Below are 24,640 nucleotides of genomic sequence, written 5' to 3' on the forward strand. Positions count from 1 at the left end.
TTCTCAGCCTGGCTGGTTAACATCGTTCTCGGCCGCTTAACGCGGCGTTCGCCGCCCGAGCGGCGTCCGGGGCCACCCTGCCCCCCTGAGACTGTCTAGAGGAACGATGTCGAGCGACGAGACGCCGAACGTCCCCAGCCCTCGCAATTCGCGTGAGGTCGTGCGGGAGAAGGCACAGAAGGTGCATGCCCAGCAGTCGAGGGCGCGCGTGATGCGACGGATCATCCTCGGCGCCATCGCCGTGGTCGCCGTCGGTGCGATCGGCACCGCCATCACCCTCGCCGTCTCGGCGCAGGTGTCGAAGCCGCAGCTCACGCCCGGCGGCATGGACGACGACGGCATCCTCGTCTCGGACATCAGCGCGACCGCCGCCTCCGAGGATGGCGTCGCTGCTCCGAGCCCCGACGAGACCGAGACCGGTGGCGAGGCGACGCCGACCCCCGCGCCGACCACGTCGAGCACCGTGGACATCCACGTCTATGTCGACTACCTGTCGCCGGATGCCGGTGAGTTCGAGCGCGCGAACGCCCGCCAGCTCGTGAACTGGATCACCGAGGGCGCGGCGACCGTGACGTACCACCCGGTCGCACTGCTCACCGCCAGCTCGAACGGCACCAAGTACTCGCTGCGCTCCGCTGCGGCCGCCGCGTGCGTCGCGACGCATTCGCCCGCGCAGTTCTACGCCTTCAACCACGACCTGCTCGACGACCAGCCCGAGGTGAACACCGACGGCTTCTCCGACGCGCAGCTCGCAGACATCGCCGGCGCCGTGGGCTCGGACAACGTGAAGAGCGTGCGCTCCTGCATCGAGAACCAGGACTACGTGACCTGGGCGAAGGAAGCCACCTCGCGTGCCCTCGAGGGCCCGCTCGTCGGCTCGGACGACCTCGTGCTGACCGCAGCACCCATGATCGTCGTCAACGGCGAGGCCTATGTCGGCGCGCTCGACGACCCGAGCGAGTTCTCGCAGTTCGTGCTGACCGTCGCGAGCGACGCGTATTACGCCACCGAGTCGCCCAGCCCGACGCCGACTCCCACCCCGACCACCACGCCGTAGTTCTCGGCACCAGTCACCCCTCGCTAAGCTGGGTGGCGTCCGCCGACTTGGCGCAATTGGTAGCGCACCGTACTTGTAATACGGGGGTTGCAGGTTCGAGTCCTGTAGTCGGCACCGCATGTGAAGGCCCGCATCTCCAGGCAACACCGGGGATGCGGGCCTTCGTCGCTTCCCTGCCGCTTTTCGACGGCGGCTGATGACATTCGGCGTCACACGCGAAATAGTGCGCGGGGGTCATGGGTTGTCCCGAGTATGACTCGTATCGGAAACAGTGATCTTGACGTCTTCCCCCTCTCGCTCGGTGGCAACGTGTTCGGCTGGACGGCCGACCGCGACGAATCGTTCGCCGTGCTCGACGCGTTCGTCGACGGGGGAGGCGACTTCATCGACACCGCCGACGGATACAGCGCGTGGGTGCCGGGAAACTCGGGCGGCGAGAGCGAGACGATCATCGGCGAGTGGCTCTCCTCGCGCAAGCCCGAGGGCGTGGTCGTCGCCACCAAGGTGAGCCAGCACCCGGAGTTCAAGGGACTCGCGGCCGCGAACGTCCGCAGGGCCGCCGAAGCATCGCTCGGCCGCCTCGGGGTCGACACGATCGACCTCTACTACGCGCACTTCGACGATGAGAGCGTGCCGCTGGAGGAGACCGTCGGTGCCTTCGGCGAGCTCGTCGCCGACGGCCTGGTGCGCAACGTCGCCGTCTCGAACTACAGCGCCGACCGCATCCGCGAATGGGTCGAGATCGCCCGCCGCACGGGCGTCGCCCTGCCCGTCGCCGTGCAGCCGCACTACAACCTCGTGCACCGCAACGACGTCGAGGAGACGATCATCCCGGTCGCCGAGGAGTTCGGCCTCGGGCTCGTGCCGTACTACTCGCTCGCCAGCGGGTTCCTGACCGGCAAGTACCGCTCCGCGGACACTGAGGGACAGACTTCTCCTCGTGCCTCGGGCGCAGCGAAGTACGCCACCGAGGCGGGTCTGCGGATCATCGACACGCTCGAGCAGATCGGCGACGCGCACGGTGCCTCGATCGCCGCGACCTCGCTGGCATGGCTGCGCGCCCAGCCGACGGTGGCTGCTCCGATCGCCAGCGCCCGCACCGTCGAGCAGGTGCCGGATCTCCTCGCCGGTGCGCGGCTGGAGCTGACCGCCGACGAGGTCGACGCGCTCGACCGCGTGTCGGAATGGACTCCCGCGAAGGCCTGACAGAGTTCGCGCCCCGCCCGCGGCCTACGAGCCGGAGGGCGGGGCGTCGTCGTCGATGAGCCCGAGCCGGTGGGCCAGGATCACCAGATGGATCCGGTCGCGGGCCCCGAGCTTCGCGAGCACGCGCCCGACGTGCGTCTTCACCGTCGACTCGCTGACGAAAAGCGCCTGCGCGATCTCGGCATTCGACAGCCCGCGCGCGATCTCGAGGAACACATCGCGCTCGCGGTCGGTGAGATCGGTCGTGGGATCGTCGATCGTCACGACCGATTGAGCGGGAGAGGCACTCAAGCCAGGCGTCACGTGTTCGAGCAGCATCCGTGTGACCCGCGGCGCGAGCGCCGCGTCGCCACGGTGGATCGCGCGGATGGCCGAGATCATCTCGTGTCGTTGCGCATCCTTAAGCAGGAATCCGCTGGCACCCGCGCGGATCGCCCCGAACGCGTAGTCGTCGAGATCGAACGTCGTCAGCACCAGCACACGCGTCTCGGGGTGCGCGTGGACGATCGCCTCGGTAGCCGCGATGCCGTCGAGCCCCGGCATCCGGATGTCCATGAGCACCACATCGGGCTGCAGCGCCGCAGCCTGGGCGATGGCCGCGTGGCCGTCCTCAGCCTCGCCGACCACCACCATGTCGGCCTCGGCTTCGAGCACCATCCGGAACCCGAGTCGGATGAGCTGCTGGTCGTCGACGAGCAGGATCGAGATCGAGTCGGTCATGGTCTGTCCTCCAGGTCAGGTGCGGTGGGTTCGCTCGGATCGGGCGTCGTCGGAAGGTCAGCGCGCAGCATCCACCTGCCGCCGTCCAGCGGCGCGGAGACGACGCTTCCGCCGGCGTGCGCGGCGCGCTCGGCGAGACCCCGCAGGCCGAACCCCGATGTCCCGACCGGACCCGTGGCGCCGTCGTTGACGATCTCTGCCGTCACCGCATTCGCCGTGTAGACGAGTCGGACGGCGATCGACGACGCACCCGGTGCATGCCGCATCGCGTTGGTGACGCCCTCTTGCACGATGCGCCCGACAGCGTGGGCGACGGCGGGCGAGAGGTCGGTGCCGCCCGAGACCGAGAGTGTCACGGGGTAACCTGCGCGCTGCGCGTGCGCGACGGTCTCCTGCGGAGGCGTGGGCGCCAGCGGCGCGAGGGGCAGAGGGGAATCGTCTGCTCGCAGGACCCCGAGCATCGCGCGCATCTCGGTGAGCGCACTGCGTGCCGTCTCAGCCGACGCTGTGGTGGCCGCCCGAGCCTGCTCGGGGTCGGAGGTGGCGGCGGCACCCTCGGACAGGGCGACGATCACCGTCAGCGAGTGCGAGACGATGTCGTGCATCTCCCGGGCGATGCGCGCGCGCTCTCCGGCGGCGGCGAGCTGCGCCTGCTGATCGCGCTCGACGAGCAGCTGTCGAGAGCGGTCGATCACCGCTGCGAGGTAGCGCTTGCGGCCACCCACATTGACGCCGATGAGCGTGCCGATCAATCCGAGCACGAGCGACATGATGACGGCGTTCGCGGCGATCTGCAGCGTGATGACGCCCGTGAGTGTGAGCAGTCCACCGAAGGCGCCGAGCGAGAGGAGCCCGATGCCGAAGCCCGTCCACGCCGCTCGCGATGAGCGATACACCGCCAGCGAATAGCAGGTGACCAGCAGCAGCGGCGAGCCGATCGGCTGCAGCGCGAACAGGAATCCGGCCTCGAGGGCGAAGGAGGCGACGAACGGCACGAGCGGACGTCGGCGCCGCCACAGCAGGGTCGCGCAGGCCGCGACGACGGACGCGGGAACCAGGATGGCCACCCCGATGGCGAATGGCGCGGGCAGGTCATTCGTGATGACGCCCGCGGGCACCAGGGAGAGCAGCAGGCACACCAGGGCGATCAGGACGTCGGCGACGACCGGATGCCGCGCCCAGAAGCGTCTCAGAACCCCCGGCGGACGCGGCAGCCGCAGCGCCTCGTCCTCGCGGACTGGGGTGCTGCGGCTGCGCGTTCTGCTCACTGGGCGACTCTACGCGGCTGCATCGCGGATCATGATGATCACGCGTCCCGCGTGCGGAGCACGGCCCAGGCGGCGAGCATCCCCGCGGCGACCCAGCCGGCCAGCGTCAGGTACGCGACCGGTCCTTCGAGAGCGGCGCCCTCGGGCAGGATCGCGCTCTGCGCTGCGGCGACGGGCAGGTAGTTCGCGGCATCCATCACCCAGGCCCATGCCTCGCCGGCGATCGCGAAGAAGCTCGCCACGATCGGCAGCACGAACAGCAGTCCCACGGTCGCGGCGATCGCTCCGGCGCCCGAGCGCAGGATGAAGCCGAACGCGACGCCGATCAGGGCGAAGACCGCCATGGCGAGCGATGAGACGACGATCGGCAGGATCGACATCGACGGGTCGCTCCAGTCGATGCTCTGATCACGCGGGGCGACGATCGCGGAGACCGCGACGGCCGCGGCGGTGAAGATCACCAGCGACGACACGAACATGAAGAGGCCGATCACGGTCGCCTTGGCGGCGAGCACTGACCCGCGCTTGGGGTTGGCCGCGAGCGTCGAGCGGATCATCCCGGTCGAATACTCGCCGGTCACCGAGATCGCACCGAGGATGCCGGCGAGCAGCATCGTGAACTGGATCGGCATCACGACGGCCTGGATGGGCTCGAAGCCGGGCACGTCGACCGCCTGTGCGATGAGCACGGCGATGCCGATCGTGAGGATCGCGGCGATGCCGATCGACCACCAGGTCGAGCGCAGCGTCGAGAGCTTGATCCACTCGCCGCGGACCGCCCGGACGAATGTGAGGCGTCGGCCTGTGTCGACCTGCGCGCGGGTGAGGGGCGGAGCCTGGACGGTCATGAGATCTCCTTCGTCCGGTACTCGACCGAGTCGCCGGTGAGCGCGAGGTACGCGTCTTCGAGCGATCCTGTGGTCGGGGTGAGTTCGTGCAGGGGGATGCCGCGATCCGCGGCGAGGTCGCCGATGCGCGACGCGGGCAGACCGACGATGTCGAGCAGATCGGGAGCGGAGCTCACGATCTCGACCGACGGTCCTCCGACAGCGGCCGCCAGATCGGCGGCGCGAGGGGTGCGCACGCGCACGGTGTTCGTGGTCCACGCGCGCACCAGCTCCTGCAGTGGAGCATCGGCGAGCACCTGGCCGCGGCCCATCACGATCACGTGATCGGCGGTCTGCGCCATCTCGCTCATCAGGTGGCTGGACAGCAGGACCGTCCGTCCCTCGGAGGCCGCATGGCGCACGAACTGGCGCACCCAGCGGACTCCCTCGGGGTCGAGGCCGTTCACCGGCTCGTCGAGGATCAGAGTGTGCGGGTCCCCGAGCAGTGCGGAGGCGATTCCGAGCCGCTGCCCCATGCCGAGCGAGAACTTGCCCGCGCGCTTGCGGGCGACCGGGCCGATGCCGGCGAGGTCGATGACCTCGTCGACGCGAGAGGCGGGGATGCCGTGGGTCGCCGCCATCGCGCGGAGGTGGTTGCGCGCGGTGCGACCGGTGTGCACCGCCTTCGCGTCGAGCAGCACGCCGACCTCGGTGAGCGGTGCGCGGAGCTTCCGGTACTCCCGTCCGCCGACGGTCGCCGTGCCGGAGGTGGGCCGGTCGAGGCCGACGATCATGCGCATCGTCGTGGACTTGCCCGCGCCGTTCGGCCCGAGGAATCCCGTGACCGTGCCCGGCTGCACCGTGAACGACACGTCCTGGACGGCTGTCTTGTCTCCGAATCTCTTCGTGAGGCCTTCTGCTGTGATCATGTCTTCGACGCTACAGACGGGGTCCGGGCCTGCGCGTCCTCCCGGGGTACCGTTCCGCCGATGCCGGGGGTCATCCTCGAGGCGGATGCTCGGTGTCCCGCGGTGCCGGTGCCGCGTCGTCAGTGCCGAATCACGGAGTCGGGCGTCCGAACAGATTCGGATCGACCGGGCGCTGCGCCTTCGGGAGCTTCTCGACGACAAGCCGGTACGACTCGGTGACGAGCTCGGTCACGAGGTCTTCTTCGAGAGAAGGCCCGGGCATCAGCGTGATCCAGTGCTTCTTGTTCATGTGATAGCCGGGCACGATGTCGGCGAACGTCTCGCGCAGCGCCACCGCGTCGTCGGGGTGCGACTTGAGCGTGATCCTTCCGGTGCCGTCGAGGGGGACCAGCAGGAACACCCGCCCTCGCACCTTGTACACGTCCCACTCGGGACCGAACGGGTTCTCGCGCTGCGCTCCGGGCAGCTCTTCTGCGCGCTCGGTGGCGGCAGCGTTCAACTGGGTCGAATCCATGTGCTCAGAACAGCCGATCCGCGCCCTTGTCGTCCGCGCGAGGGGCGGCCTGCACGCGTTCGTCGAGCGTCGCAGCAGCGAGCAGCGCCTCGTCGATGATCTCTTTCGTCGGCTCGGCGGTGAGCCAGTCCTCGCTCAGCGAGGCCGGAATCAGCAGAGGCATCCGGTCGTGGATGCCGGCGAGGTGCGGAGGAGCCGGGCGCATCACGATCGAGTAGCAGGTGAAGGACTCCCCATCAGCCGTGCGTCCGCGTCGGGTGACGGCGGCCATGCCGAACAGCGCCCCGTCGTCGACGAGGAACTCGTGCCACACACGCTCGGGCTTCTTCATCTCATACCAGCTGGTCGCCGGCACGAGCGCCCTGGTCTTCAACCCGCCGGGGCGGTCTTGCAAGCGCTCGGAACGGGTGTTGATCGACGGGAACTTCGAGGGCTCTCCGCCGATCAGAAAGCCCCACCACGCGGGCTCCAACACCGGCTCGAGCGTCCGAGCGGTCTCGGGCTGCATCACGATCGGGTTGAGGTTGCGGAGGTTCTTGCCCGTCGGACGCACGGTCTCGCGGGCGTTCTCCTGCGCCCACCCGCGGAGCCCCTCGAGCACGGCCTCGTCGGCCGCAGCGAGGAGCTCGGTGTCGGTGAACCGCGGATCCAGACCATAGCTCGCGCACATGCAGCCAGGGTACGCCCGGCCACCGACATACGTCCGCTCGGGTAGCGTGGGCAGGTGCCCCAGACCCGCCGACTGTCCGCGCCCGTAGCGCTCGGCGGGGCGGTGGCGATCGGCGTCATGACCGCCGTCCAGGCCCGCATCAACGGGGTGCTCGGGGTCAGAGTCGACAACGGCATCGTCGCGGGTCTCATCTCGTTCACCGTCGGGCTCGCCGCCCTGATCGTCGTGATCCTCTGCATCCCCTCGGCGAGGCGCGGAGTCGGGCGCTTGCGTGCCGGCATCCGCGATCGCACGATCCCTTTCTGGATGCTGCTCGGCGGCGCGTGCGGAGCCCTCACCGTCTCGACCCAGGGCGTCACGGCCGGCGTGCTCGGCGTCTCGCTCTTCACGGTCGGCGTCGTCGCGGGGCAGACGCTGCACGGTCTCGTGCTCGACCGCATCGGCTTCGGGCCGGCCGGTGTCGTCGCCGTGACCCCGGGGCGTGTGCTCGGCGGGGCACTCGCGCTCGCCGCGGTCGGGATATCGCTGAGCGGTCACGTACTCGCCACGGCGCCCCTGTGGATGCTCCTCCTGCCGTTCGCCGCGGGTGTCGGCATCGCGTGGCAGGCGGCGACCAACGGTCGTCTGGCCCAGCGGGTGCAGTCGCCGCTCTCGGCGACGCTCATGAGCTTCATCGCAGGGACGATCGCGCTTCTCGTCGCCGCAGGGATCAGCATCGCCGTGCGAGGTCTGCCGCAGGCGCCGCCCGCCGAGCCCTGGCTGTATCTCGGCGGGTTCCTGGGTTCGGCCTACATCCTGCTCGGAGCCTTCATCGTGGCGCACACCGGTGTGCTGCTGATGGGGCTCGGGTCGGTGCTGGGACAGCTCGCGACGTCGGTGATCATCGACCTGCTGTGGCCTGCGGCCGCGGGACCCGCGCTCTGGCAGATCGTCGGCATGGTGGTCGTCGCCGTGGCATCCGTCATCGTCGCCCTGCCACGGCGCCGGCGGGCCTGACTACTTCTTCTTCGGCTGCGGCATGCGGGTCACGAGCGCGCGCGCATCGACGGGCTTGCGTCGTCCGGGCTTCTTGCCCGCGGGCTTGCCGCCGACGTACAGCCAGCCGAGCAGCTCCTCGTTCTTGCCGATGCCGTGCGCCTTGGCCACGGCCTTCGAGCGCGTGTATCGCCCGGTGCGCCAGAGCACACCCCAGCCCGCCTCGTCGAGCAGCAGACTGAGCATGTGCGCGACGCCGGAGGCGACAGCCTCCTGCTCCCACCTGGGCACCTTGTCGCTCTTGCGATAGCTGGCCACCACGGCGATCAGAAGGGGAGCTCTGAGGGGCTTGGACGAGGGCGATTTGTCTCCCTCCGCCTTCGCGATCGCAGCGCCCAGCACCTCGCGGTCAGACCCGCGCAGCTCGACGAGCCGCCACGGACGCAGCGACGAGTGGTCGGCGACGCGACCGGCTGCGGCGACGAGCTTCAGCAGCTCATCGCGTGACGGCGCTTCGTCGGTGACCTTCGACCAGGACTGTCGAGCACGGACGGCCTCGAGGGCGCTCACGACTCTTCGGGCGTGAAGTTCATCGCGATGGAGTTCATGCAGTACCGGTCGCCGGTGGGCGTGCCGAAGCCATCGGGGAAGACATGGCCCAGGTGCGAGCCGCAGCTCGCGCAGCGCACCTCGGTGCGCACCATGCCGAGAGTCGTGTCCTCGATCAGTTGCACCGCGTCGGGCCGGATCGACTCGTAGAAGCTCGGCCATCCGCATCCGGAATCGAACTTCGTGCCGCTCTTGAAGAGCTCGGCGCCGCACGCCCCGCAGGTGTAGAGGCCCGCACGGCCTTCGTCGAGCAGCTCGCCCGTCCACGCACGCTCTGTCGCGGCTTCGCGCAGCACGGCGTACTGCTCTTCGCCGAGCTCTTCGCGCCACTCTTCTTCGGTCTTGTCCACGCTGTACGACATCGGTCCTCCTGGGGGTCTGCTCCATTCTCTCGCGTTCGACACCCGTCGGCGCCACGAGACAATGGATGCATGACGGATGCCGTGCAGCAGCGCTACGCGCGCTTCGCCGAGCAGGAGGCGCCAGGGCGCAGCGACCTGTATGTCGAATGGGCGGAGGGCATCGCTGGCGACTCCGACATGCAGGCGATCCTCGCGCGGATCCCGGAGAGCAGGCGACAGCCCCCTCTCGTGTTCGCGGTGACGCGGATGCTGGGTGCGGCACTCGACGACTACGGCGCCTGGCGGTCGTTCGTCGTGGCGCGTGCCGACGAGATCGTCGCCGAGTGCACCGCGCGGCGCCTGCAGACGAACGAGCCGCTGCGACTCGCCCCGCTGCTTCCCGTGCTGTCCGAGATCGACGGCCCGATCGCGCTGCTCGAGGTCGGCGCCTCCGCGGGGCTCTGCCTGTACCCCGACCGGTACTCGTACCGCTTCGTCGACGCCGACGGACGGCTGCGGTCGTCGCTCGATCCCGCGGACGGCACATCGACCGTCGTGCTCGAGAGTCGTGTCGAAGGAGACCTTCCCCCCATCAGGATGCCGGATGTGGCGTGGCGTGCCGGCATCGACCTCGCGCCTCTCGACGCCCGTGACGACCGCGATCGACGCTGGCTGCAGGGACTCGTGTGGCCGGGGGAGGACGGGCGGGAGCAGCGCGTGACCGCGGCGCTCGACATCGCGGCGTCAGACCCGCCGAGGCTCGTCGCCGGAGACGCTGTCGAGCAGATCGACGCGCTCGCCGCAGAGGCGCCCCGTGGCGCCACGCTCGTCGTGACGACTCCCGGCGTGCTCGTGCACATCCCCCGGGAGGCGCGCGAGGCCCTCGTCGCGCGCATCCGCGGGCTCGACGCGCGCTGGGTGACGATCGACCCTCCCGCGCTCCTCGACGTGTGGAAGCCTCCGGTGGCCGCCGAGGGATGGCCCGGTTTCGTCGTGGCCCTCGATGGGAAGGTGCGTGCAGCCGCCGACCCACTCGGCCGATGGTGGGAGTGGCGCGCCGGGATCGACGCGGCGGCGAACTAATCTGATCCCATGCTGGGAGAGCTGAGCGAGCGGGATCGTGCGATCCTCGCGCTGGAGACCGCGTGGCCGCGGCACGGCGGCGCCAAGGAGGAGACCATCCGCACCCAGCTGGGCATGAGCTCGGCCCGCTACTACCAGCTCCTCGGGCGTCTGCTCGAGTCCGAGGCGGCCTTGGAGTACGACCCCATGCTGGTGCGCCGGCTCCGCCGCCTCCGCGACGCGCGGTCTTTCCAGAGGGCGTCGCGCACCCCCGGTTTCGTCGGCTGACGGAGCGTCCCGCCACGCGCTGAGGCGTCACGATGCGGATACACGGGTCGGTGCCGTTAGCATCGAGGAGTGTCAAAGCCCAGCCGAGATCGATTCGACGACGTCCCCCGATCGTCCGGACGCGTCGGAGCGCACCGCGCCGAAGCCCCCGGGATGAACGGCTGGGTCGTCCTGCTCTGGTCCTTCGTGGCCGCCCTGGTGCTCATCATCGGCGGCATCTTCGGCTCGCTCGTGGTGATGGGGCGGATCACGCTCTTCCCCGAGGCGGTTCCCACGGCGACCCCCACACCGGTCGAGACCGGCGTGGTCGATGTCACGTACTCGGTGATGATCCTGAACGCGTCACCCGACGCGGGGCTCGACGAGCAGATGCGGGACACGTTGATCAACAACGGCTGGGCGGCCGACGTCGTCTTCGCCAGCGACAGCGCGAGCCAGGACTTCTCGACCACGACCGTGTACTACATCGCCGACGAGGACGAGCTGGCCGCCATCGGACTCGCCAACCTGATCGGCGGGGCGGCGGTCGAGCAGAGCGACTTCTACGCAGATCTGAACGACACGGGGGCGAAGCAGCTGACTGTGGTCATCGGAGTCGACCGGTCGACGACTGCGCCGGAGACTCCGGCAGAGACGCCCGCCCCGTAGACCACCACGCAGTCCCTCCGCGCAGCTTGCACTCGATGGGGTCGAGTGCCAGAATGGCGTTAGCACTCTCTCACTCTGAGTGCTAAACCCAACGTCTACGTCCAGGAGGGACGACAAAACTCATGGCAAAGATCATCGCTTTCGATGAGGAGGCCCGCCGCGGCCTCGAGCGCGGCCTCAACATTCTCGCCGACGCCGTCAAGGTGACGCTCGGCCCGCGCGGTCGCAACGTCGTGCTGGAGAAGAAGTGGGGCGCCCCCACGATCACGAACGACGGCGTGTCCATCGCCAAGGAGATCGAGCTCGACGACCCGTACGAGAAGATCGGCGCGGAGCTCGTCAAGGAGGTCGCCAAGAAGACCGACGACGTCGCCGGCGACGGAACCACGACCGCCACGGTGCTCGCTCAGGCACTCGTCCGCGAGGGCCTGCGCAACGTCGCGGCCGGCGCAGACCCGATCTCGCTCAAGCGCGGCATCGAGAAGGCCGTCGCAGCGATCACCGAAGAGCTCCTCGCCAGCGCGAAGGAGATCGACTCCAAGGAGCAGATCGCCGCGACCGCTTCGATCTCCGCCGCTGACCCCGCGATCGGCGAGCTCATCGCCGAGGCGATCGACAAGGTCGGCAAGGAGGGTGTCGTCACCGTCGAGGAGTCGCAGACCTTCGGCACCGAGCTCGAGCTCACCGAGGGCATGCGCTTCGACAAGGGCTACCTGAACCCGTACTTCGTGACGGACCCTGAGCGCCAGGAGGCTGTCTTCGAGGACGCCTACATCCTCATCGCGAACCAGAAGATCTCGAACATCAAGGACCTTCTGCCCATCGTCGACAAGGTGATCCAGGACGGCAAGGAGCTCGTCATCATCGCCGAGGACGTCGAGGGCGAGGCTCTCGCGACTCTCGTGCTCAACAAGCTCAAGGGCATCTTCAAGTCGGTCGCCGTCAAGGCTCCCGGGTTCGGCGACCGTCGCAAGGCGCAGCTGCAGGACATCGCGATCCTCACCGGTGGTCAGGTCATCACCGAAGAGGTCGGCCTGAAGCTCGAGAACGCCACGCTCGACCTGCTGGGTCGTGCACGCAAGGTCATCGTCACCAAGGACGAGACCACGATCGTCGAGGGTGCCGGCGAGGCCGACCAGATCGAGGGTCGCGTCACGCAGATCCGTCGCGAGATCGAGAACACCGACAGCGACTACGACCGTGAGAAGCTCCAGGAGCGCCTCGCCAAGCTTGCAGGTGGCGTCGCCGTCATCAAGGCGGGCGCGGCGACCGAGGTCGAGCTCAAGGAGCGCAAGCACCGCATCGAGGACGCCGTTCGCAACGCGAAGGCAGCCGTCGAAGAGGGCATCGTCCCCGGTGGTGGCGTCGCACTGATCCAGTCCGGCACCAAGGCCCTCGACGCTCTCTCGCTCACGGGCGACGAGGCGACCGGCGCGAACATCGTTCGCGTCGCGATCGAGGCTCCGCTCAAGCAGATCGCCCTCAACGCCGGTCTCGAGCCGGGCGTCGTCGCGAACAAGGTCTCCGAGCTTCCCTCGGGTCAGGGCCTCAACGCGGCAACCGGTGAGTACGTCGACATGTTCGCAGCGGGCATCATCGACCCGGCGAAGGTGACCCGTTCGGCACTGCAGAACGCAGCGTCGATCGCGGCTCTCTTCCTCACCACCGAGGTCGTCGTCGCTGACAAGCCCGAGAAGGCTGCAGCTCCGATGGGTGACCCGTCGGGTGGCATGGACTTCTGATCCATCAGCACTGACAGAAACGCCCCGACCTCGGTCGGGGCGTTTCTGCGTTCACGGGTGCGTGAGCGGCGGGATCAGCGGAACAGGCTCGCCGAGTATTGGTCGGCATCTGCATACTGGGTGGCCGCGCTGCCGAGCGAGTGCCCGATCGATTCGAGCACCTGCTCGACGTGCAGCTGCGCTCCGCGCCACTCTTCGGCGCACGACTGGAACGCCGTCGATGCGGTACCGACCCAGGACCCCTGCAGCTGGTTGAGCTGCGACATGAGGGTCGCGGACTCGGTCTGCAGACGCCCCATGGTTGCCAGCGCTGCTGCCTGAGCAGCACCTACGGCTTCGGTGTCTACGGTGATGACGGACATGGAACTCCTCTCGATGGGTGCTCCGACCATAGGAGAGTGCGGATGCCGACATCCCGGAGACTCCGTACGTCGACCGCTCACTGTGCAGAACCCGCGCAGGCACGCTCTCGTGCAGTGGAGGTCCGAGGTCAGAGATCGAGAGGCTCGAGCGGCTGGGTGTCCTCGAGCAGGTGCGCCGGGGTCGCACGCGAAGGCGCGAGCGGGAAGGTCACCGTGAACGTCGCACCGCCGCCGGGCGTCTCGGACACCGCGACGCTGCCGTGCAGGGCCCTGACGATCGATGAGACGATCGCGAGCCCCAGGCCCGAGCCGCCCGTCTCGCGAGCGCGTGAGGTGTCGGCTCGCCAGAACCGCTCGAAGATCTGTTCGCGGATCTGCGGCGGGATGCCTTCGCCGTGATCGACGATCGCGATGCTCCCGGTTCCCCGGACCCTGTCGGCATCGACGACCAGCTCGATCGGACTCTCCTCGGGGGAGAACCGGCGAGCGTTGCCCAGCAGGTTCGTGACGACCTGCCGCACCTTGTTCTCTTCTCCGAGGACGATCGGCGGGGTGCGCACCGGAATGTCCGCGGCTTCGGTGAAGTCGATGGCGGGGACCTCTGCCGACGAGTTGCGAGGGCGCCTGCGCAGTCGCGACAGCGTGCCGCGGGAGAGCCCCCTCGGCGCTGGAGGCTGCGGGGACGGAGCGACGGGGTTCGAGCGCGTGGTCACATCGATCAGCGGCGCCTCGACGGTGCGGTCGATCACAGTCACGGTGCGTGCCGGCGCCGCCGCACGCAGATCGAGGGCGGCATCGCGGGCGATCGGGCGAAGATCGAGAGCCTCGATCTCGGGCTCGCGCTCCTCGTCGAGGCGGGCGAGCGCGAGGAGGTCTTCGACGAGTACGCCCATCCGAATCGCCTCCTTCTCGATGCGCTCCATGGCCCGAGCCGTGTCTTCCTCACCCTTGATCGCGCCCATCCGATACAGCTCGGCGTAGCCGCGGACGCTGACGAGCGGTGTGCGCAGTTCGTGGCTGGCGTCGCCGATGAAGCGCCGCATGTGCTGCACTGTGCGGTCTCGCTGGGCGAGCGACCCGTCGACGCGATCGAGCATGGTGTTGATCGCGCTGTTCAGCCGGCCGACCTCGGTCGTGGGCTCGAGATCGGTCAGGCGCTGCGTGAAGTCGCCGGCGGCGATCGACATGGCTGTGGACTCGACCTGTCCGAGCCGGCGGAAGGTGAGCGTGACGAGTCCTCTGGTCAACAGGGCCGCCAGGAGGATCGTGACGAGTGCGACCGTGATGTAGATCCCGAAGTACTGGCCGATGATGCGGTCCGCGTACTCCAGCGGCATCGCCACGATCTGGATGCGCAACGATCCGTCGCCCTCGCCGGGCACCCGCGCCACGGCCGCCCGGAAGCTCGTGCCCTTCGTGCCCTCCATCGTGAACGGGGTGTCCTCGTTGTTCTGCACTGCGAGCGGCGAATACGTCGAGGGGAACAGGGGAGCCCCGTTGGCGGAGTTGCCCGTGGTCGTCTGCAGCACACCCTCGGCGTCGTAGATCGCGACGAAGAAGTCCCTGGGCGAGTCGGTGGGGGTGTAGACGGTCTTGCCGTCCTCCACCGTCACCTCGAAATAGCGGTTGGCAAGATCGGCCGACACCAGAGCCGGGAGCTGGGAATCGATGTTGTCGATCAGCGAGTTGCGCAGGATGGGCACAGTGCCGAGCCCGGCGGCCAGGAGGCCGAGCGCGAGAACGGCGACAGTGACGCCCGTCACCTTCGCGCGCAGACTGATCGACCGCCACCAGCGGGTGACCCCGTCAGGCTTGTGTGCCATACGGACCTCCCGGGATACGGATGCTGTGCGGCGTCAGCGAACGGCGGTGAGCCGGACTACTTGCCGACCTTGAGCATGTAGCCGAAGCCGCGCTTCGTCTGGATCACGGACTCCTCGGTGTGCGGGTCGATCTTGCGGCGGAGGTACGAGATGTAGCTCTCGACGATGCCGGCGTCGCCGTTGAAGTCGTACTCCCAGACGTGGTCGAGGATCTGCGCCTTCGACAGCACCCGGTTCGGGTTGAGCATCAGGTAGCGCAGCAGCTTGAACTCCGTCGGGCTCAGCTCGATCGATTCCTTGCCCACGTGCACGTCGTGGGTGTCCTGGTCCATCGACAGCTCACCGGCGCGGATGATCGACTCCTCGTCGGCCTGCATCGTACGCCGCAGGATCGCCTGGGCACGAGCGACGATCTCGTCGAGGCTGAACGGCTTGGTGACGTAATCGTCGCCGCCGGCGTTGAGGCCCTCGATCTTGTCGTCGGTGCCGTCCTTCGCCGTGAGGAACAGGATCGGTGCGGTGAACCCGGCGCCGCGCAGGCGCTTGGTCACGCTGAAGCCGTTCATGTCGGGGAGCATGACGTCGAGGATGATGAGGTCGGGCTCCTCCTCCAGCACCGCCGAGATCGTGGCGGCGCCGTTGGCGACGGTCTTCACCTGGAACCCGGCGAAGCTGAGACCTGTGGAGAGCAGGTCGCGGATGTTGGGCTCGTCGTCGACGACCAGGATGCGCGCATCAGTCATGACCCCATTATGGTGACTTCGGCCATGCGGATGCTGATTATCCTTCGGAGCGGCGGTTTCGCCCACCGCGTACCCCGACTGCCTGACGCCCGGCGGGAGGTCAGGCAGCGATCGCGTCGGCATCCATGATCGTGTAGCTGTACCCCTGTTCGGCGAGGAAACGCTGGCGGTTCTGCGCGTAATCCTGGTCGATCGTGTCGCGCGCGACCAGCGTGTAGAAGCTCGCGGTGCGACCGGACTCCTTGGGGCGCAGGAGCCGTCCGAGTCGCTGCGCCTCCTCCTGGCGAGAGCCGAACGAACCGGAGACCTGGATCGCGACGGACGCCTCGGGGAGGTCGATCGAGAAGTTCGCGACCTTCGACACGACGAGCAGCGAGATCTCTCCCTCGCGGAAGGCGCGGTACAGCTCCTCGCGCTCGTCGATGGGCGTGGCACCGGTGATCTGCGGCGCGTTCAGCGACTGCGACAGTGACTCGAGCTGGTCGAGGTACTGACCGATCACGAGGATCCGCTCGTCCTTGTGCTTGGCGATGAGCTCGCGCACGGCGTCGATCTTCGCGGGGGCCGACGCGGCCAGGCGGTAGCGTTCGTCGTCGGTCGCGGCGGCGTACTCGAGCCGGTCGTCCGGTGGCAGATCGACCCGCACCTCGTAGCAGACGGCGGGGGAGATGAAGCCCTGAGCCTCGATCTGCTTCCAGGGCGCGTCGAAGCGCTTGGGGCCGATCAGGCTGAACACGTCGCCCTCCCGGCCGTCTTCGCGGACGAGGGTGGCGGTGAGGCCGATCCGTCGCCGTGCCTGCAGGTCGGCGGTCAGCTTGAACACGGGAGCGGGGAGCAGGTGCACCTCGTCGTAGACGATGAGACCCCAGTCGAGAGCGTCCAACAGGGCCAGGTGAGCGTACTCGCCCTTCCGCTTCGCCGTGAGGATCTGGTAGGTCGCGATCGTGACGGGCTTGACCTCCTTGGCCTGACCGGAGTACTCGCCGATCTCCTCGGCGGTGAGACTCGTGCGCTTGAGCAGCTCGTCGCGCCACTGGCGCGCGGAGACGGTGTTGGTCACGAGGATCAGAGTGGTCGTCTTCGTCGCCGCCATGGCGCCGGCTCCCACGATCGTCTTCCCTGCTCCACACGGCAGCACCACGACGCCAGACCCGTCTTTGGAGAACGCGTCGACGGCATCCTGCTGATACGGACGGATCGCCCAGCCGTCTTCCGCCAGCTCGATCTCGTGCGGGGTGCCAGGCGTGTATCCGGCGAGGTCCTCGGCGGGCCAGCCGATCTTCAGGAGCTCCTGTTTGATCTGGCCGCGTGCCCAGGCGTCGACGACGAACGTGTCGGGTGAAGGGTGACCGATCAGCAGCGGCTGGATGCGCTTGTTGTTCGCGACCTGGGCGAGCACTGCGGGGTCGGTCGAGCGCAGGATGAGGGTGCCCTCGTCGTCGCGCTCGATCACGAGACGTCCGTATCGGTTGACGGTCTCGCGAAGGTCGACGGCGACCGACGGGGGCACGGGGAAGCGCGACCAGCGGTCGAGCGTCTCGAGCATGTCCTCGGCGGTATGCCCGGCGGCGCGTGCGTTCCACAGGCCGAGTCGCGTGATGCGGTACGTGTGGATGTGCTCGGGTGCGCGCTCGAGCTCGGCGAAGATCGCCAGCTCGTGGCGGGCGCTCTCGGCATCGGAGTGGGCGACTTCGAGCAGCACGGTGCGATCGCTCTGGACGATCAGGGGTCCATCAGACATAGCTGTCCAGTTTACTGCGCGATCACGGTGGCGGCGCGGATGCTCGACACCGGCAGCGTGCGCTCGACGTCCGCCGCACGATCTCGCCCGCGAAGGCGGCCGCCGCCGAGGCCCGTCGCCTCGAGGATCAGCTCTCTCGTCGACCCGTCCGGCATGCCCACGCTCACGCGCAGCACCGCCTTCGCTCGCACGGCGGCTTCGAGCTCGCGGTCCAGCCACGCGGCATCCGCATCCGGGCCCTGATGAGAGCGCAGGGCGGCGATGAGCGGCGCGTAGTCGACCGCCGTCTCGGAGGCCGCCTCGATGACGGGGTTTCGCTCGCCGGTGATCGCGCTGCCGTCCTCGGCGACGAGCGTCGCCGGGTAGCGAGCATCCGTCAGCGCCCAGTACACGGTGTCGCGCCCGACGCGTGTCGAGAGCGCGGCGACGTGCTTCGCCAGCGCGAGCGGGCGCAGCCCCTGGTCGACCGCCATCGCCTCGATCAGATGCGGGTCGCTGCTCTCGATGCGGGTGCGTCCGGTCTCGGAGTCGGTGGACACCCGGACCAGTCCGTGTCGCTGCGTCGTCTGCGTGATGAGGTACCGCAGCGGCTGGGGGATGCCGGTGAGCGACAGGGACTCGAGGAACTCGATGATCGAGTCCTCGCTCTCCCCGGCGACGAGCGCATGGGCGATCGACTCGGGAGTGAAGCGGTAGGTGGACGCCTGTGCCGCGGATTCGCGGGCGGCGATCGTGCGCAGACGGACATCGAGTGCAGGGGCGAGCGGGCCGGGGGAGATCGCGCTCAGATCGTTCTGCAGGAAGATCCGATCGACCTCGCTCGGAAGAAGGTCAGTGAGCGGGGCGGAGTCGATGCTCCCGCCCTGCCGAAGCGATGCAGCCCATGCGGGCTCGCTGCCGTCGTCGGTGATCAGTCCGAGCAGGCGCGCACGCTCGAGAAGAGCCTCGCCGCGTTCGGGCCAGGCCGGATCCCAGGGGTGCGCCTGCGACCAGGTGGTCGGGGGGAGCCAGCCTTCATGGTCCGTGCGCACTCCTCGGGGAAGCGCGTCGCGGAACCCGGTCACCAGAGTGCTCCACCGATCGGCCACTGACGACCGGAGCCACTCCTCTGCGCGCGCCGTCGTGCGCAGACGTCGGCCGTCGGGTGCGACCAGGCCGGACTCGACGGCGATGGCGATGAGCGCATCGACGGATTCCGCGGCGACACCGGATTCGCCCAGCAGACGCTTCTCGCCGGCGCTGACAGTGCCCCCGGCGAGCAGAGCGAAGGGCTTCTCGCGTGCGAGGAGCAGCAGATCGGCGAGAGCGGCCACGGTCGTGAAAGCGCGCTCAGCCGCGTGAGCAGTGTCGGCCTCGTCGGCCGCCGGCGGTGGCGAGACGTCGAGCGGGGCCGGTGCAGCACGGTCGGCGAGAGCCGCGATCACCGGAGGGAAGGGGGTGCCGTCGGGCCGGAGAAGCGCGAGGCTCTTGAGGGTCTCACGCTGCGGCGTCGTCTCGACGGCGGTGTCGGCAGCTGCAGCTGCAGCCACCAGCGCCGTCGCCTCGTCGCGCGTGAGCGAGGGGAGGATGCGGGCGAGGGAACCCGGGTCGAGCAGTGCCTCGGCGGCGTCGAAGAAATCCTGCCACCCGGCATCCGGGCGTACCCGTCGGGCGGCGAAGAGCGAGGCCAGCTGCTCGTCGCTCGCCGCAGAGAGCCATTCGGCCAGCGGTCGGGCGTGCGTGCTCATGCCGGATGCCTCAGGGCCGCGATGCCGCGCGCCCCTTGCGGATGAAGCTCATGATCAGGAGCGCGATGATCATCACGAAGGCCACGGGCAGGCCCCAGTACGGGATCGCGGCGATGAACGGCCAGACGCCCGCACCGAAATCCTCCTGCTCCATGCCGACGGCGGTGCCGATGATGATCGCGAAGAAGCAGATGATGGATGCCGCGGCGAGTCCGAGTGCCGAGAACGCCAGGATGCGATCGATACGGCGAACGGGAACCTCAGGTTCGGGACTCTTGGTACTCATCACTCTCAGCCTACTCGCTGCGGCGCCGCGTGGTTCCGCACTCTGACCTACGGATTCCTCCGCCTGCGACCGGTAGGCTGGAGGTGGGCGCACACGTGCGTCCGATCCAGCTCCACACCGACTCAGCGAGGTTTCTCCCATGCCCACCGGCAAGGTCAGGTTCTACGACGAAGACAAGGGTTTCGGCTTCATCGCCACAGATGACGGCCAGGACGTCTTCCTGCACGCCTCAGCAATGCCAGCGGGCGCGGCTGTGAAGGCGGGTGCACGCGTGGAGTTCGGTGTCGCCGACGGCAAGCGCGGACTGCAGGCCCTGTCGGTGCGCGTGCTCGATGCGCCGCCGAGCCTCGCGAAGGCGAAGCGCAAGCCCGCCGACGACATGGCGATCATCGTCGAGGACCTCGTGAAGCTCCTCGACGGCATGGGCGGCGACCTTCGTCGCGGCCGTTACCCCTCTTCCGCTCAGGGCCGCAAGATCGCGGCAGTCCTGCGCAAGGTAGCCGATGACCTCGAGGCCTGAGGTGGACCAGCGTCTGATCGACGCCCACGATCTCGCGCTCGCCGCGCTGCACGAGATCACTCCGGCGTCGACCGTCGGACCCGCTGCCGGCTACCTCCCCGAGGAGGACGGGTCGGTGTCGCTGCGCTTCGAGAACCGCCTCCCCGGATATCCGGGCTGGTTCTGGACCGTCACGGTCGCCCGCGTCGACGACGAGGAGCCGACGGTCCTCGAGGTCGAGCTGCTTCCCGGTGACGGTGCGCTGCTCGCCCCCGAATGGGTGCCGTGGGCCGAGCGCCTCGCCGAATACCGCGCGCACCAGGTGGAGCTCGCCGAGCAGGCCGCCGCGGCTGCCGCTGACGATGTGGTCGTGGGCGACGCCGACGACCAGGAGGCCGACGAGGACGACGAGCTCGACGAGGAACTCGAAGAGGACGAAGATCTCGACGACGACGACGACGACGACGATGATGATGACGATGACGACGAGCTCGACGAGGCTGAACTCGCCGCGGAGCCGCGCGTGCTGCACGCGGGCGACCTCGACGGCGTCGACATCGATGAGCTCGACGACTCGGCAGTGGACGACGACTCCGAGGACGACGAGGATTCCGACGACGACTCCGACGACTCCGACGACTCCGACTCCGACGACTCCGACGACGAGGAATGACTCGCGGCTGACAGCGACGTGAAACAGAAGAGGGGCCGCGTGAGAACGCGGCCCCTCTTCTGTGCGATGACTCGGTGTCAGGCGCCGGCGTTCGCGAGCACGAAGTCGAGCGAACGCGTCAGCTGCCGCACGTCGTCGGGCTCGATCGAGACGAAGGTCGCGACGCGGAGCTGGTTGCGGCCGAGCTTTCGGTAGGGCTCCGTGTCGACGATGCCGTTGGCGCGCAGGGTCTTGGCGACGGCTGCGGCGTCGACGCTGTCGTCGAAGTCGATCGTGACGACCACGGGGGAGCGATGCGCGGGATCCGTCACGAACGGGGTCGCGACGGCCGACGCCGCAGCCCAGTCGTAGAGGATGCCGGAGGATTCCGCCGTGCGAGCGCCCGCCCAGGCGAGGCCGCCGTTCGACAGGATCCAGCTCAGCTGGCTGTCGAGCAGGTGGAGGGTCGTGAGCGCCGGTGTGTTCAGCGTCTGGTTGAGACGCGAGTTGTCGACGGCGTTCTTCAGGCTGAGGAACTCGGGGATGTACCGGTCGGAGGCGGCGATGCGCTCGATGCGGTCGATCGCGGCGGGCGACACTGCGGCGAACCAGAGGCCTCCGTCGGATCCGAGGTTCTTCTGGGGGGCGAAGTAGTAGACGTCGGCCAGCGCGGCGTCGAAGTCGATGCCGCCCGCGGCACTGGTCGCGTCGATGACCGTCAGCGCGCCATCTGCGGCGACGCGCTCGATGGGAGCCGCGACGCCGGTGGACGTCTCGTTGTGCGGCCAGGCGTAGACGTCGATGCCGTCGACGATCTCAGCCGCGGTGCGGGAACCCGGTTCGGACTTGCGCACGTCGGGTGCCTCGAGCCACGGAGCGGCGGCAGCAGCGGCGAACTTGCCGCCGAACTCGCCGAACACGAGGTTCTGGCTGCGCCGTTCGATCAGCCCGAATGCTGCGGCATCCCAGAATGCCGTAGATCCGCCGTTGCCGACGATGATCTCGTAGCCCTCGGGAAGGCGGAAGAGCGCGGCGAGCTGCTCGCGAACGCTGCCGACCAGGTTCTTGACCGGAGCCTGTCGGTGCGAGGTGCCGAGCAGAGTCGGTCCTGCGGCGAGCAGCGCATCGAGCTGCTCGGTGCGCACTTTCGAGGGACCGCAGCCGAAGCGGCCGTCAACGGGCAGGAGGTCACGGGGAATCTCGATCGCCATTCGTCGATTCTACGGCGTGACCCTGCGGTCGCTTCACCGCGTGACGCCCCGATGTCCGCGCGGGAATGTAGGCTTGCCTAAGAAGACCCGGAGGGCCACATGACGGACTTGATCGACACCACGGAGATGTATCTCCGCACCATCCTCGAACTCGAGGAGGAGAACATCGTGCCGCTGCGTGCACGCATCTCCGAGCGCCTCGGTCACTCGGGTCCCACGGTCTCGCAGACCGTCGGGCGCATGGAGCGCGACGGCCTCGTCGTCGTCTCCGAAGACCGCACGCTCGAGCTGACAGATGCCGGTCGCCGCAAGGCCGTCGACGTCATGCGCAAGCATCGGCTGGCCGAACGCCTGCTGTCCGACGTCATCGGTCTCGACTGGGCCTACGTGCACGAAGAGGCCTGCCGCTGGGAGCACGTCATGAGCGAGCAGGTCGAGCGTCGACTCGTCGAACTGCTCGGCCACCCGACCGAGTCGCCGTACGGCAACCCGATCCCCGGGCTCGACCAGCTGGGCGACACCCCCGCCCGCACGTTCGACGAGGGCGTCATCGGTCTCGTGCAGAAGCTGAACGCCGCCGGCGCTCCGATCGAGGGCACCGTCCGCCGACTCGCCGAACCCGCTCAGGTCGACCCCGAACTTCTCGAACAGCTTCGTGACGCAGGAGTCGTCCCCGGCGCCAAGGGTGACTACCGCTTCAACGAGGGCTATGTGCTGATCCAGATGGAGGGCAAGGAAGACGGGCTCGAGCTTCCGGTCGAACTCGCCTCGCACATCTTCCTCGTCGGCGAGCCCGCCTGATCTCGGTCGGCATTCCGGGCGAATCGCCCCAGAGATCCGCGTGATTCCGCCTCTCCGAGGATTGCCAGGTTCACAGGGTGACAGGATCGTTATCTTCCGGTAACCTCGGACAGGTCGTCGAAGAAGCCCGCTGACGACACCCGAGAGGATTCGCCTTCCAGGCTCGTCGCCCTCCCGGTCAGACCGCACAACGTACCCGAGCTACATGGTGCCCCGAGAGCAGAGTGCCGACGAGCCAGCGCTACCCGAGCGTGCAGGCGCAGGAGGATCAGGTTTTGGCAAAAGACATCGAATCGCCCGCGAAGACAACTGAAGATCGAGCAGTCGCCCGCCGCTCCCGTGGCAGGGTCGACGCACGCAAGGTCGTGAAGCCCCTGCGTTCGGTCGCCATCTTCGGGGCCGTCGGTGCTCTCGTCGCCGCCGTCGCTCTTCCTGCATATGCCGCGACGAAGCCCTCCGAGGCGACCGCGACGGTCCAGCAGCTCGCCGCCGTCGACGCGCAGTCGCTCGTCGTCGCCTCCGATGCGACTGCCGCTTCGCTCAGCCGTGGCACGTTCACCGCCACGACCCCCGACGAGATCGAGAAGAAGAAGGCAGAAGAGGCCGCCGCGGCGCGTGCCGCCGCTGCTGCCTCCGCGACGACGGCATCGTCCAGCAGCTTCAACATCGGCAACTACGCTCTCGTCTCGCCCGGTTCGGGCGAGGTCCGCTACCCGTTGCCTCAGGGTTCCTACAGCGTCAGCCGCACCGTCGGCGGAGCGCACCAGGGTGCCGACATGCTGGCCCCGGCCGGAACTCCGATCTACGCCGCCGCTGCGGGCGTCGTCCGCGCGTCGGCCGAGAGCATCGGCGGATACGGCGTGTGCGTCATGCTCGACAGCGTCGTCGGTGGTCAGCGCGTGCAGACCACCTACGGCCACATGATCTACGGCTCGCGTCAGGTTCAGGCGGGCGAGACCGTCGCCGCGGGCCAGCTCATCGGCTTCGTCGGCAGCACCGGACGTTCGACGGCGAACCACCTCCACTTCGAGGTGCACGTCAACGGCGGGCTCATGGAGCCGATCGCCTGGCTCGCCGCCAACGCCGGCTGAGTCCTCCACTCGCTGTTCTTTCTCGGACACGCCTTCCGGCGTTCATCCGCCGTTTGGCCTCCGCATGCTCCTGATGGGTTAGCCTGAACCCGTTGTCGCATAGTCGGGAGAAGCTGATGGAGCGAATACCGAACATCCGAACCATGGATGCCCTCGGTCGTCACGTCCTTCTGCATCGTCCGCAGGGAAGCCACGGTCTTGCCGTGCGCATGAGGCGCTGTCTGTAGACAGCGCCTTTTTTGCATCCCCGCGAACGCTTCCGTCCTGTGCGGCTTCGTGTGAGTCGAGAGTGCCGGGAAGCCGTCCCGGCGGATCGAGAGGATGACGATGCGCACACTTGTACTGAACGCAGGATACGAACCGCTCGCGATCGTGTCGTTCAAGAGAGCCCTGGTCCTGGTCATGAACGACAAGGCGACCGTGATCGAGCACATCGAGGATGACCCGGTCTGGGGCAGCCACGGAGTCTACGATCGCCCCGCCGTCATCGTCCTCTCGCGCTACGTCCGCATTCCCATCAGTCGTCGAGTGCCGGTGACGCGGCGGGGAGTCCTGCGTCGCGACAACCATCGCTGCGGATACTGCGGCAAAGCGGCCTCGACCATCGACCATGTGATGCCGCGTTCACGCGGGGGAGCGGACTCCTGGGAGAACCTGGTCGCCTGCTGCCTGCGTTGCAACAACACCAAGAGCGACCGCACGCCGCAGGAGATGCGGTGGGAGCTGCGGTTCGCACCTCGCCCTCCGCACGGCACCGCCTGGACGGTCCGCGGCATCGAACGCAGCGACCCTCGGTGGGAGCCGTACCTGGCACTCGCCGCATGAGCGGGGAGCGAGGGTTCCTCTAG

27 protein-coding genes and 1 tRNA gene are annotated in these 24,640 nt (G+C 68.4%); 13 read left to right on the top strand and 15 right to left on the bottom strand.

Annotated features, from left to right (window positions below; genetic code table 11):
• The first annotated feature begins 106 nt into the window (after nucleotides 1-106).
• From ACQ4LY_RS10805 to ACQ4LY_RS10815, 3 genes are all read left to right on the top strand, one after another.
• A complete protein-coding gene (locus ACQ4LY_RS10805) occupies nucleotides 107-1,057 on the top strand; it encodes a DsbA family protein (protein ID WP_431071330.1) in 951 nt (316 codons plus the stop codon).
• Between the two features lie 41 nt (nucleotides 1,058-1,098).
• Nucleotides 1,099-1,171 (top strand) — tRNA-Thr (locus ACQ4LY_RS10810).
• Between the two features lie 138 nt (nucleotides 1,172-1,309).
• Entirely contained in the window at nucleotides 1,310-2,263 is a 954-nt protein-coding gene (locus ACQ4LY_RS10815; protein ID WP_431071332.1) for an aldo/keto reductase, read from the top strand.
• A 24-nt stretch (nucleotides 2,264-2,287) separates the two neighbouring features.
• Here ACQ4LY_RS10815 and ACQ4LY_RS10820 read toward each other — a convergent pair whose 3' ends face one another.
• The 6 genes from ACQ4LY_RS10820 to ACQ4LY_RS10845 form a co-directional block, all read right to left on the bottom strand.
• A complete protein-coding gene (locus ACQ4LY_RS10820) occupies nucleotides 2,288-2,983 on the bottom strand; it encodes a response regulator (protein WP_431071334.1) in 696 nt (231 codons plus the stop codon).
• Entirely contained in the window at nucleotides 2,980-4,251 is a 1,272-nt protein-coding gene (locus ACQ4LY_RS10825; protein ID WP_431071336.1) for a sensor histidine kinase, read from the bottom strand. Before ACQ4LY_RS10825 ends, ACQ4LY_RS10820 begins: the two co-directional genes overlap by 4 nt.
• A 38-nt stretch (nucleotides 4,252-4,289) precedes the next feature.
• On the bottom strand, nucleotides 4,290-5,099 hold the full coding sequence (locus ACQ4LY_RS10830) for an ABC transporter permease (RefSeq protein ID WP_431071338.1): 810 nt from the start codon (nucleotides 5,097-5,099) through the stop codon (nucleotides 4,290-4,292).
• Nucleotides 5,096-6,007 (bottom strand): ABC transporter ATP-binding protein, encoded by a 912-nt coding sequence (locus ACQ4LY_RS10835; protein ID WP_311244495.1) that lies wholly within the window; start codon nucleotides 6,005-6,007, stop codon nucleotides 5,096-5,098. The genes ACQ4LY_RS10830 and ACQ4LY_RS10835 overlap by 4 nt, the downstream gene beginning before the upstream one ends.
• A 130-nt stretch (nucleotides 6,008-6,137) precedes the next feature.
• Nucleotides 6,138-6,521, bottom strand: coding sequence for an MmcQ/YjbR family DNA-binding protein (locus tag ACQ4LY_RS10840; RefSeq protein WP_431071341.1), 384 nt, complete (start codon nucleotides 6,519-6,521; stop codon nucleotides 6,138-6,140).
• Nucleotides 6,522-6,525: 4 nt separating this feature from the next.
• Nucleotides 6,526-7,191 carry an SOS response-associated peptidase family protein gene (locus tag ACQ4LY_RS10845; protein ID WP_431071343.1) on the bottom strand — a complete coding sequence of 222 codons (666 nt, stop codon included), beginning with the start codon at nucleotides 7,189-7,191 and terminating at the stop codon, nucleotides 6,526-6,528.
• A gap of 117 nt (nucleotides 7,192-7,308) precedes the next feature.
• Here ACQ4LY_RS10845 and ACQ4LY_RS10850 point away from each other — a divergent pair, with 117 nt between their 5' ends.
• The gene (locus ACQ4LY_RS10850) at nucleotides 7,309-8,187 is read left to right on the top strand and encodes a DMT family transporter (RefSeq protein ID WP_431075670.1); all 879 of its coding nucleotides are present in this window, start codon (nucleotides 7,309-7,311) and stop codon (nucleotides 8,185-8,187) included.
• Here ACQ4LY_RS10850 and ACQ4LY_RS10855 read toward each other — a convergent pair whose 3' ends face one another.
• Nucleotides 8,188-8,736, bottom strand: coding sequence for a nitroreductase family protein (locus tag ACQ4LY_RS10855; RefSeq protein WP_431071345.1), 549 nt, complete (start codon nucleotides 8,734-8,736; stop codon nucleotides 8,188-8,190).
• On the bottom strand, nucleotides 8,733-9,137 hold the full coding sequence (gene msrB / locus ACQ4LY_RS10860; RefSeq protein ID WP_056312565.1) for a peptide-methionine (R)-S-oxide reductase MsrB: 405 nt from the start codon (nucleotides 9,135-9,137) through the stop codon (nucleotides 8,733-8,735). The genes ACQ4LY_RS10855 and msrB overlap by 4 nt, the downstream gene beginning before the upstream one ends.
• Before the next feature lie 69 nt (nucleotides 9,138-9,206).
• Between msrB and ACQ4LY_RS10865 the strand changes: the two genes are divergently transcribed.
• The 4 genes from ACQ4LY_RS10865 (at nucleotide 9,207) to groL (ending at nucleotide 12,856) form a co-directional block, all read left to right on the top strand.
• The gene (locus tag ACQ4LY_RS10865) at nucleotides 9,207-10,199 is read left to right on the top strand and encodes a DUF2332 family protein (RefSeq protein WP_431071348.1); all 993 of its coding nucleotides are present in this window, start codon (nucleotides 9,207-9,209) and stop codon (nucleotides 10,197-10,199) included.
• Nucleotides 10,200-10,208: 9 nt separating this feature from the next.
• Nucleotides 10,209-10,466, top strand: coding sequence for a DUF3263 domain-containing protein (locus ACQ4LY_RS10870; RefSeq protein WP_431071350.1), 258 nt, complete (start codon nucleotides 10,209-10,211; stop codon nucleotides 10,464-10,466).
• A gap of 69 nt (nucleotides 10,467-10,535) precedes the next feature.
• Nucleotides 10,536-11,114 (top strand): LytR C-terminal domain-containing protein, encoded by a 579-nt coding sequence (locus tag ACQ4LY_RS10875; RefSeq protein WP_431071352.1) that lies wholly within the window; start codon nucleotides 10,536-10,538, stop codon nucleotides 11,112-11,114.
• Nucleotides 11,115-11,236: 122 nt separating this feature from the next.
• Entirely contained in the window at nucleotides 11,237-12,856 is a 1,620-nt protein-coding gene (gene groL, locus ACQ4LY_RS10880; RefSeq protein WP_042539806.1) for a chaperonin GroEL, read from the top strand.
• 74 nt (nucleotides 12,857-12,930) lie between these two features.
• Here groL and ACQ4LY_RS10885 read toward each other — a convergent pair whose 3' ends face one another.
• From ACQ4LY_RS10885 to ACQ4LY_RS10910, 6 genes are all read right to left on the bottom strand, one after another.
• Nucleotides 12,931-13,218 carry a WXG100 family type VII secretion target gene (locus ACQ4LY_RS10885; RefSeq protein WP_056312559.1) on the bottom strand — a complete coding sequence of 96 codons (288 nt, stop codon included), beginning with the start codon at nucleotides 13,216-13,218 and terminating at the stop codon, nucleotides 12,931-12,933.
• 128 nt (nucleotides 13,219-13,346) lie between these two features.
• Nucleotides 13,347-15,041 carry a sensor histidine kinase gene (locus ACQ4LY_RS10890; RefSeq protein ID WP_431071355.1) on the bottom strand — a complete coding sequence of 565 codons (1,695 nt, stop codon included), beginning with the start codon at nucleotides 15,039-15,041 and terminating at the stop codon, nucleotides 13,347-13,349.
• 56 nt (nucleotides 15,042-15,097) lie between these two features.
• Entirely contained in the window at nucleotides 15,098-15,784 is a 687-nt protein-coding gene (locus ACQ4LY_RS10895; RefSeq protein WP_042539813.1) for a response regulator transcription factor, read from the bottom strand.
• A 100-nt stretch (nucleotides 15,785-15,884) separates the two neighbouring features.
• A complete protein-coding gene (locus ACQ4LY_RS10900) occupies nucleotides 15,885-17,525 on the bottom strand; it encodes a DNA repair helicase XPB (RefSeq protein WP_431071358.1) in 1,641 nt (546 codons plus the stop codon).
• Between the two features lie 11 nt (nucleotides 17,526-17,536).
• On the bottom strand, nucleotides 17,537-19,252 hold the full coding sequence (locus ACQ4LY_RS10905; protein ID WP_431071360.1) for a helicase-associated domain-containing protein: 1,716 nt from the start codon (nucleotides 19,250-19,252) through the stop codon (nucleotides 17,537-17,539).
• A gap of 10 nt (nucleotides 19,253-19,262) precedes the next feature.
• The gene (locus ACQ4LY_RS10910; RefSeq protein WP_341954928.1) at nucleotides 19,263-19,538 is read right to left on the bottom strand and encodes a multidrug ABC transporter ATPase; all 276 of its coding nucleotides are present in this window, start codon (nucleotides 19,536-19,538) and stop codon (nucleotides 19,263-19,265) included.
• A gap of 139 nt (nucleotides 19,539-19,677) precedes the next feature.
• Between ACQ4LY_RS10910 and ACQ4LY_RS10915 the strand changes: the two genes are divergently transcribed.
• A complete protein-coding gene (locus tag ACQ4LY_RS10915) occupies nucleotides 19,678-20,058 on the top strand; it encodes a cold-shock protein (RefSeq protein WP_056312551.1) in 381 nt (126 codons plus the stop codon).
• Complete coding sequence (locus ACQ4LY_RS10920; RefSeq protein WP_431071363.1) at nucleotides 20,042-20,710, top strand: DUF3027 domain-containing protein; 669 nt, start codon at nucleotides 20,042-20,044, stop codon at nucleotides 20,708-20,710. Before ACQ4LY_RS10915 ends, ACQ4LY_RS10920 begins: the two co-directional genes overlap by 17 nt.
• Before the next feature lie 77 nt (nucleotides 20,711-20,787).
• Here ACQ4LY_RS10920 and serC read toward each other — a convergent pair whose 3' ends face one another.
• Nucleotides 20,788-21,900, bottom strand: coding sequence for a phosphoserine transaminase (gene serC, locus ACQ4LY_RS10925; protein ID WP_431071365.1), 1,113 nt, complete (start codon nucleotides 21,898-21,900; stop codon nucleotides 20,788-20,790).
• 99 nt (nucleotides 21,901-21,999) lie between these two features.
• Here serC and ACQ4LY_RS10930 point away from each other — a divergent pair, with 99 nt between their 5' ends.
• The 3 genes from ACQ4LY_RS10930 (at nucleotide 22,000) to ACQ4LY_RS10940 (ending at nucleotide 24,617) form a co-directional block, all read left to right on the top strand.
• A complete protein-coding gene (locus ACQ4LY_RS10930) occupies nucleotides 22,000-22,701 on the top strand; it encodes a metal-dependent transcriptional regulator (RefSeq protein ID WP_056312544.1) in 702 nt (233 codons plus the stop codon).
• 275 nt (nucleotides 22,702-22,976) lie between these two features.
• A complete protein-coding gene (locus tag ACQ4LY_RS10935; protein ID WP_082488462.1) occupies nucleotides 22,977-23,792 on the top strand; it encodes a M23 family metallopeptidase in 816 nt (271 codons plus the stop codon).
• Nucleotides 23,793-24,119: 327 nt separating this feature from the next.
• Nucleotides 24,120-24,617, top strand: a complete 498-nt coding sequence (locus ACQ4LY_RS10940; protein ID WP_056313609.1) for an HNH endonuclease — start codon at nucleotides 24,120-24,122, stop codon at nucleotides 24,615-24,617.
• The last annotated feature ends 23 nt before the right edge of the window (nucleotides 24,618-24,640 follow it).

The sequence above is a fragment of the Microbacterium phyllosphaerae genome (assembly GCF_050628115.1).
Classification (GTDB): domain Bacteria; phylum Actinomycetota; class Actinomycetes; order Actinomycetales; family Microbacteriaceae; genus Microbacterium; species Microbacterium phyllosphaerae_A.